Below are 7,403 nucleotides of genomic sequence, written 5' to 3'. Positions count from 1 at the left end.
AGCGGCAGCAGCCAGCGGGCCGTGGCACGGGATCGGGAAACGGAAAGCGGATGAAGTTTCGGACGCATCGTGGAACCCTGGAATGGAGAGGGAGCAAGGGGCCGGTGACAGTCGGCCCGAGGCAAAAAAAAGTGCCCGGAGGGCACGTGTGCGGACGCCGCGAAGATTAGGGAGAACCCGTGACGCAGCAGTGAACTGCGCATGACAAAGCGAAGGCATGCGCGTGACAACGCGCCGCCCGTTACTGCGAAAGAATGAAGTCGGAGGTGGCCGATGTGCTCGGCCCGGCACCGCGCGTCGAGGCGGTGCTCGTGCCTATCGCGAGCGCGGCTTCGGCGAACGCGGCTTCGCGGCGCGTTGCTTCGCTGGCGCCTTCGCGGTCTTCGGCGCCGCCTTCACCGCTTGTTGCGCCGGCTCGTTGCTGATCCCGCTCGACACATGCCCCGCCGGCACATGCCGTGCCGCCGCATCGACATGGCCGGTCTGGTCGTCGAAGAAGAAGTCGGGCTCGAACTCGCGCAGGAACTCGCCCTTGGGCAGGCCGCCGAGGAACATGGCCTCGTCGACCCGGATGTTCCAGTTCATCAGCGTGCGGATGGCGCGCTCGTGCGCGGGTGCGCTGCGCGCCGTGACCAGCGCGGTGCGGATGCGCATCTGCGCATTGCCCGCCATCTGCAGCCGGTGCAGCGCGGCCAGCAGCGGCTTGAACGGGCCGCCGGGCAGCGGCAGGTCGACCTTGCTCGCCTCGTGCGCCTGGAAGGCATCGAGGCCCTCGGCCTGGAACACGCGCTCGGCCTCGTCGCTGAACAGCACGGCGTCGCCGTCGAAGGCGATGCGCACTTCGTTGGGCCAGGCATCGCCGGCCTTCACCGATTCGACCAGCACGCGCGCGGCCGGGAAGCCGGCGCCCAGCGCCTCGCGCACGTCCTGCGCATTGACCGAGAGGAACAGGTGCGCGCGCAGCGCGCGCAAATAGCCGAAGGGCGGGCGGCCCTGGGTGAACACGCCGCGCTGCAGCTTGATGTCGGCCGCGGCGCTGGAGCGGAAGATGCGCATGCCCGAGACCGGGTCGTTGCGCGAGAGGATCACGACCTCGACACGCTGCACGCCGTCGTCGTTGAAGCGCAGCAGCTTGCGGATCAGCGAATAGGCGATGCCGGGCGCGGCCGGCACGTCGAGCCGGTCGAGCTGCAGCTTCATGTAGCCCGTGTCGTCGCCCGACTCGAAGATCTTGTTCTCTTCTTCGAGGTTGAACAGGGCGCGCGAGGAGATCGCGACCACGAGCTTGTCTTCGAGGGTGACGGGCATGGCGTGCGGTTGTGCGGTCAGGAGTCGGCGCGGCCATCGTCGGCCGCATCGAACGAGAAGTAGAGCGTATCCGACCAGTGGCCCAGGCCGAGCTCGCGGATCGGTGCCTCGACCACTTGCTGCGCGGGCGGCAGCAGGCGCTGCCAGAAACTTTTCGGGCGCGGCGCGAGCGCGGCGAGTGTTCGCTCGATCTCGGCATCAAGGTCGGCCAGGCCCTGGCGCAGGGCCAGGCCCTGGCGCAGCTTCTCGACCTCGCCGGCCACGGGCGCGTCGCCCATGCTCAGCACCTCGGCCGGCTCGAGCACGAACCATTCGTCGGGCCGTGTATGTTCGGCCAGGAAGCGCAGCGCGTCCTCGCGCATTGGCGAGATCGCGGGATGGTCGATGCGCGCGAGGAAGGCGGTCAGGCGCGCGATGCCCGGGCCGCAGCGGCCAGCCAGCGCGAGCGGCTCGGGCTCGTCCCAGATCGCCGAGCGGCAGGGCCGGGTCTCGCACGACACCAGCAGGCGGAACACCAGCGGCACGTCGTAGGCGTATTCGGAGATGCCGCGCAGCGCGGATGGGCGGGCGCTTGCGTCCGGCAGGGCGGCGCTGGCGTAGAGGTAGCTTCGATTGGCCATCGGCGTGTTCCTTGCCCGCGGCCGAACCGCGGGCGCTACTTCACGAACTGGTTGAGCTGGATGATCGGCAGCATCACGGCCAGCACGATCAGCATCACCACGCCACCCATCGCCACGATCAGCAGCGGCTCGAGGATGGTCGCCAGGTGCATGGCGCGGCGCTGCACTTCGGCGCCGAGCTGGTTGGAGGCGCGCTGCAGCATCAGCGGCAGCGTGCCGGTCTGTTCGCCGAGCCGCGCGAACATCGACACCAGGCCCGGAAAGCGCTTCTTCTGCGCCAGCGCCGAGGCCAGCGGCGCGCCCTCGCGCACCAGCACCAGCGCATCGAGCGCGTCGGCGCGCATGGCGCGGTTGCTCAGGGTCTCGGCGGCCGCCTGCAGCGCGCGCAGGATCGGCACGCCGGCGGTGGCCAGCATGGCGAGCGTGCTCGCGAAGCGCGCCGCGTTGTAGCCGCGCGCGAGCTTGCCCACCAGCGGCAGCTTGAGCCAGGCGGCATCGAACTTGAGGCGGAAGGCCTCCTGCGCCAGCGCCAGCCGTGCGCCGACGGCGGACAGCAGCACGATGCCGAGCATCCACCAGCCGTAGTTGCGCACGGCGGCGCTGAGGCCCAGCATCACGGTGGTGAGGAAGGGCAGCGAGCGCTTGGTGCCCGCGAACACCTGGGCCACCTGCGGCACCACGTAGCTCACGAGGAAGATCACGATCACGATCGCCACCAGGGTGACGATGGCCGGGTAGAGCGCCGCGCCGACCAGCTTCTGCTGCAGCGCCTGGCGTTCCTCGAGGTCGTCGGCCAGGCGGTCGAGCACCAGGCCGAGGTTGCCGCTCTGCTCGCCGGCGCCGATCACGGCGGTGTAGATCGGCGAGAACTCGCGCGAGTGCGCCGACAGCGCGCGCGCGAACGGCGAGCCCGCGTTGACCTCGGCGCGCAGCGAGGCCACGAGGTTGCGCTGCTGTTCGGATTCGGCTTCGTCGGTCAGCGCCGTGAGCGCGCGCTCGAGCGGCAGGCCCGAGGAGACCAGGCCCGCGAGCTGGCGCGTCCAGACCGCGAGGCCGGTGGAATTGAAGACCCGCTTGCCGCCGCCGAGCCAGCGCGAGAGGCCGCTGCGCTGGCCGGTGCCGTTGACGTGGTCGCTGCCGACCGGCTTGACCGACAGCGGGATCAGCGCCTGGGCGCGCAGCATGCTGCGCGCGCTGCGCGCGGTGTCGGCCTCCAGCACGCCTTCGCGCGACTGGCCGGCGGCATCGATGGCTTCGAAGGAGTAGGCGGGCATGGCGGAACCGGTGCTGCGCTAGTCGCGCGTGACGCGCAGCAGCTCGGCGCGCGAGGTGATGCCGGCCTGCACCAGCCGCTCGCCGTCCTCGCGCATCAGGCGCAGGCCGCCGCGCGCGCCGGCCTTGAGCAGTTCGCTCTCGGCCGCCTTGCTGTGGATCAGGCCCTGGATGGTCTCGTCGGCCACCAGCAGCTCGAAGATACCGGTGCGGCCCTGGTAGCCGGTCTGGCCGCAGGCCTCGCAGCCGGCGCCGCCGCAGCTGGTGCAGACCTTGCGCACCAGCCGCTGCGCGAGCACGCCCAGCAGCGAGGAACTCAGCAGGAAGGGCTCGACGCCCATGTCGGTGAGACGCGTGACCGCGCTGACCGAGTCGTTGGTGTGCAGCGTGGCCAGCACCAGGTGGCCGGTGAGCGAGGCCTGGATCGCGATCTGCGCGGTCTCGAAGTCGCGGATTTCGCCGATCATGATCACGTCCGGGTCCTGCCGCAGGATGGCGCGCAGGGCCTTGGCGAAGGTGAGCTCGATCTTGGCGTTGATCTGGGTCTGGCCCACGCCCGGCAGCTCGTACTCGATCGGGTCTTCCACCGTCATGATGTTGCTGCGGCTCGCATCGAGCCGGGCCAGCGCGGCATACAGCGTGGTGGTCTTGCCCGAGCCGGTGGGACCGGTCACGAGGATGATGCCGTGCGGCTGCGTGATCAGCTTCTCGAAGCGCTCCAGCGTGTCGCCCAGCATGCCCACCGATTCGAGCGTGAGCTTCGACTCGCTCTTGTCGAGCAGCCGCAGCACGGCGCGTTCGCCGTGCGCGCTCGGCAGCGTCGACACCCGCACGTCGACCGCGCGCGTGCCGATGCGCAGCGAGATGCGCCCGTCCTGCGGCAGCCGCTTCTCGGAGATGTCGAGGTCGGCCATGATCTTCAGGCGCGAGATCAGTGCGGCATGCAGCGCGCGGTTGGGCTGCACCACCTCGCGCAGCGTGCCGTCGATGCGAAAGCGCACCGACGACGTGCGCTCGTAGGGCTCGATGTGGATGTCGCTGGCGCCGTCGCGCGCGGCCTGCGTGAGCAGCGCGTTGAGCATGCGGATGATGGGCGCGTCGCCCGCGCTCTCCAGCAAGTCCTCGACCGCCGGCAGCTCCTGCATCATGCGCGAGAGGTCGGCGTCGCTCTGCACCTCGCTGACCACCGCGGCGGCGCTCGATTCGCCCTGCGCGTAGGCGGCGCTGATGCGCTGCGCGAGCGGGCCGTCGGCCAGCACCTCGAAGGAACGCACGCCGTACTTGCGCGCGACCTCGCCGACGGCGCTGCGCGCGGGGTGGCTCGACATCCACAGCGTGTAGCGGCCGTCGTCGGCTTCCTCGAGCAGCAGTTGCTGGCTGCGGGCGAAGGCGTAGGGCAGGGGATAGCGCATGGGGCGGGTCGGCGGGGCGTGGTCGGTGCGGGTTTCGAACGGGGCGGGCGTGCGGCCTTCGGGCCTCAGGGCATTTCGCGCTGCGTGGCCGGGTCGGCGGTGGGCGGCAAGGCGCCGCGCAGCACGCCCGGGGCGAGCTTGCGATCGTCGACCGGCGGTGGCGGCTGCGGAATGAGCTCGGTGCCTTGCGTGCGCAGCGTGCCCGGGGTCGGGCGGCTGGGACGCGGCAGTGGCGACGGGGGCAGCACGGGGGCGGAATCGACGTTGTTCAGCATCACGTTGCTGTTGTCCGGCTGTGCCCCTTGCTGCATGCCGCGGATCTGGTCGTAGCGGTCGAAGGCGAAGGCCTCCGTGGCGCTCGCGTCGCGCATCACGGCCGGACGCAGGAACATCATCAGGTTCTTCTTTTCGCGCGAGCGGACCTGGTTCTTGAACAGGTTGCCCACGACCGGGATGTCGCCGGCCAGCGGCACCTTGTCGATGGAGTTGGAGTAGGTGTCCGACAGCAGGCCGCCGAGCATGACCAGGCCGCCGTCCTCGACCAGCACGCTCGACTCCAGCGAGCGCTTGGTGGTGGTGGGGCCGTTGGGGTTGGTCAGCGTGTTCGCCAGCACGTCCGAGGTCTCCTGGAAGATCGTCATGCGCACCGTGCCGTTCTCGTTGATGGTCGGGCGCACGCGCAGCGTGAGGCCGACGTCCTTGCGCTCCACGGTGGTGAACGGGTTGACGCCCACCGAGCCCGAGGTGCTGGCGTAGGAGCCGGTCGGGAACGGCACGTTCTGGCCGATCACGATCTTGGCCTCCTCGTTGTCCAGGGTCAGCAGGTTCGGGGTCGACAGCACGTTGGCATCGTCGTCGCTGCTGAAGAAGTTGGCGATCGCGCCGAGGATGTACTGGCCGTTGATCTTGCCGGCGATGCCGAGATTCAGCCCCTGGGGCAGCGAGATGCCGGCGGGGTTGCGCGTGGCCAGCGCCTGCGTCAGTGCCAGGATGTTGGTCCCGGTCAGGCTGGAGTTGGTACCGATCACCGCGTTGTTGCCCAGCGCGCTTTGCCACTGCACGCCGAACTGCGCGGCCTTGGTGGCGTTCACCTCGACGATCAGCGCCTCGATCATGACTTGCGCGCGGCGGCCGTCGAGCTTGTCGATCACGGCGCGCATCTGGCGGTACTGCGGTTCGGGCGCGGTGATGATCAGCGAGTTGGTCGACGGGTCGGCCTGGATCTGGCCGCCGGTGGAGGGCTGGTTGGAATTGTTCAGCGGCGCGTTGGCCTGCGGCGAACTGCTGCCTTGCGAGCTGCCGCTGTTGAAGTTGACGGGCATGGCCGCCGACAGGTTGGGCTGCGATTGCGCCGTGGCCGCACCGGCACCGCCGGCCGCGCCGGGCTGGCCCTGGTTGTTGGTCTGCGCCGCCGCCATGGCCGCGCGCAGCGTGGCCGCGAGCCGCACCGCGTCGGCGTTCTTCAGGTAGACCACGTAGATGTTGCCGGCGCTGCCGTTGCCGCCGTCGATCGGCGGGCGATCGAGCTTGTCGACCAGCGTGCGCACCAGCGCCACGCGCGCCGGGTTGGCGGCGCGCAGGATCAGCGCGTTGCTGCGCGGATCGGCCATCAGCGTGGTGCGGAACGAGGCATCGGTGCCGCCGCCGGCCGCGGCCGCGCCGGGCTGGCCGGTGGCGCCGCCGCCGTCGACCAGGCGCTGGATCAGCGGCACCAGGTCGGTGGCGATCGAGTGCTTGAGCGGGATCACGTCGATGTCGGAGGCGTTGGGCACGTCGAGCGCCGCGATGATGCGCGCGAGGCGGCGCATGTTCTCGGCGTAGTCGGTGATCACGAGCGAGTTGTTGCCCGGGTTCACGTTGATGGTGTTGTTCGGCGGGATCAGCGGGCGCAGCACCGGCAGCAGGTTGTTCGGCGACTCGTAGTTGAGGCGGAAGATCTGCGTGATGATCTGGTTGCCCGCGACCGAGGCGGTGCCGCCCGTGGTGGTGGTGACGGTGCTGGTCTGCAGCTTGGCGTCGGCCTCGGGCACGATCTTGTAGAGGCCGTCGGCCTCGACCACCGCGAAGCCCTGCAGCCGCAGCGCGGAGGCGAACTGGTTGAAGGCGGCCGAGGGCGGGATCGCGCGGTCGGTCACGAGGTTCATCGTGCCCTTCACGCGCGGATCGACCACCACGTCGCGTCCCGTGACCACCGCCATGGTGCGCGCCACGGCCTCGATGTCGGCGTTGGCGAAGTTCAGCGTGATCGGCTCGCCGCGGCGCGGCGCTTCGCCCTGCGCGAAGGCGGGCACGAGCGCGAGCGGCGCGGCCTGCAGGAAGGTGGCGGCGATCAGCAGCCGGACCGCATGCGCGACCAGGCCACGGGAAGCGCGGGGGAAGGAGGACAGGGGCGTCGTCATGGTCAGGTCAACCCAGGGTGATGATCGAGCGCGCGTTGTCGCGCCGCCCGATGATGTTCAACAAGTTGGAGAGAGCGTCTTCGCTGCCCGGCGCGGCACTGGCCTCGCCGTTGAAGCGGAATGCGGTGCCGTTCCAGCTGCCGCTGCCGTTGAGCTCGAGGCTGCCCTGGCGCGTGCTCAGCAGCAGCGAGGGGCGGTTGCCACCCTCGAGCGCGAGGCGGTAGCTGCCCATCGGCCGCAGGGTCGAGAGGCTGGATGAAACGTCGGTGGCGTCGAGCGTGGCCTGACCCGCGATGCGCAGCACCGGGCCGTCGGTGCGCAGCGAGAAGGCGCGCGTCGAGAGGTCGAGCGTGCCTTCGAGCTTGAGCGTGTTCCAGGGCGCGCCGAGGCCG

Annotated in this window: 6 protein-coding genes; all 6 read right to left on the bottom strand. The window is 70.2% G+C overall.

The window, feature by feature from the left end:
* Positions 1–315 precede the first annotated feature (315 nt).
* A complete protein-coding gene (locus AC27VN_RS27220; RefSeq protein WP_490878546.1) occupies positions 316–1,308 on the bottom strand; it encodes a 5'-nucleotidase in 993 nt (330 codons plus the stop codon).
* Between the two features lie 17 nt (positions 1,309–1,325).
* Positions 1,326–1,928, bottom strand: coding sequence for a DUF7822 domain-containing protein (locus AC27VN_RS27215; protein WP_490878545.1), 603 nt, complete (start codon positions 1,926–1,928; stop codon positions 1,326–1,328).
* Positions 1,929–1,963: 35 nt separating this feature from the next.
* Positions 1,964–3,202 carry a type II secretion system inner membrane protein GspF gene (gspF, locus tag AC27VN_RS27210; RefSeq protein ID WP_093355440.1) on the bottom strand — a complete coding sequence of 413 codons (1,239 nt, stop codon included), beginning with the start codon at positions 3,200–3,202 and terminating at the stop codon, positions 1,964–1,966.
* An 18-nt stretch (positions 3,203–3,220) separates the two neighbouring features.
* Positions 3,221–4,612, bottom strand: coding sequence for a GspE/PulE family protein (locus tag AC27VN_RS27205; protein ID WP_093355442.1), 1,392 nt, complete (start codon positions 4,610–4,612; stop codon positions 3,221–3,223).
* 65 nt (positions 4,613–4,677) lie between these two features.
* Positions 4,678–7,011, bottom strand: a complete 2,334-nt coding sequence (gene gspD, locus AC27VN_RS27200) for a type II secretion system secretin GspD (protein ID WP_490878544.1) — start codon at positions 7,009–7,011, stop codon at positions 4,678–4,680.
* A gap of 7 nt (positions 7,012–7,018) precedes the next feature.
* The coding region (gspN, locus tag AC27VN_RS27195; RefSeq protein ID WP_490878543.1) for a type II secretion system protein N at positions 7,019–7,403 on the bottom strand (385 nt) is incomplete at its 5' end.

The organism is Variovorax sp. 20P10.2.4, assembly GCF_058244205.1.
Note: the sequence above shows the minus strand (reverse complement) of the source record. Positions and strands in the feature narration are given on the sequence as shown.

Excerpts from the sequence above, each read along its gene's own strand:
- AC27VN_RS27220 (WP_490878546.1), bottom strand. The coding sequence starts at position 1,308 with ATGCCCGTCACCCTCGAAGACAAGCTCGTGGTCGCGATCTCCTCGCGC.
- AC27VN_RS27215 (WP_490878545.1), bottom strand. The coding sequence starts at position 1,928 with ATGGCCAATCGAAGCTACCTCTACGCCAGCGCCGCCCTGCCGGACGCA.
- gspF (WP_093355440.1), bottom strand. The coding sequence starts at position 3,202 with ATGCCCGCCTACTCCTTCGAAGCCATCGATGCCGCCGGCCAGTCGCGC.
- AC27VN_RS27205 (WP_093355442.1), bottom strand. The coding sequence starts at position 4,612 with ATGCGCTATCCCCTGCCCTACGCCTTCGCCCGCAGCCAGCAACTGCTG.
- gspD (WP_490878544.1), bottom strand. The coding sequence starts at position 7,011 with ATGACGACGCCCCTGTCCTCCTTCCCCCGCGCTTCCCGTGGCCTGGTC.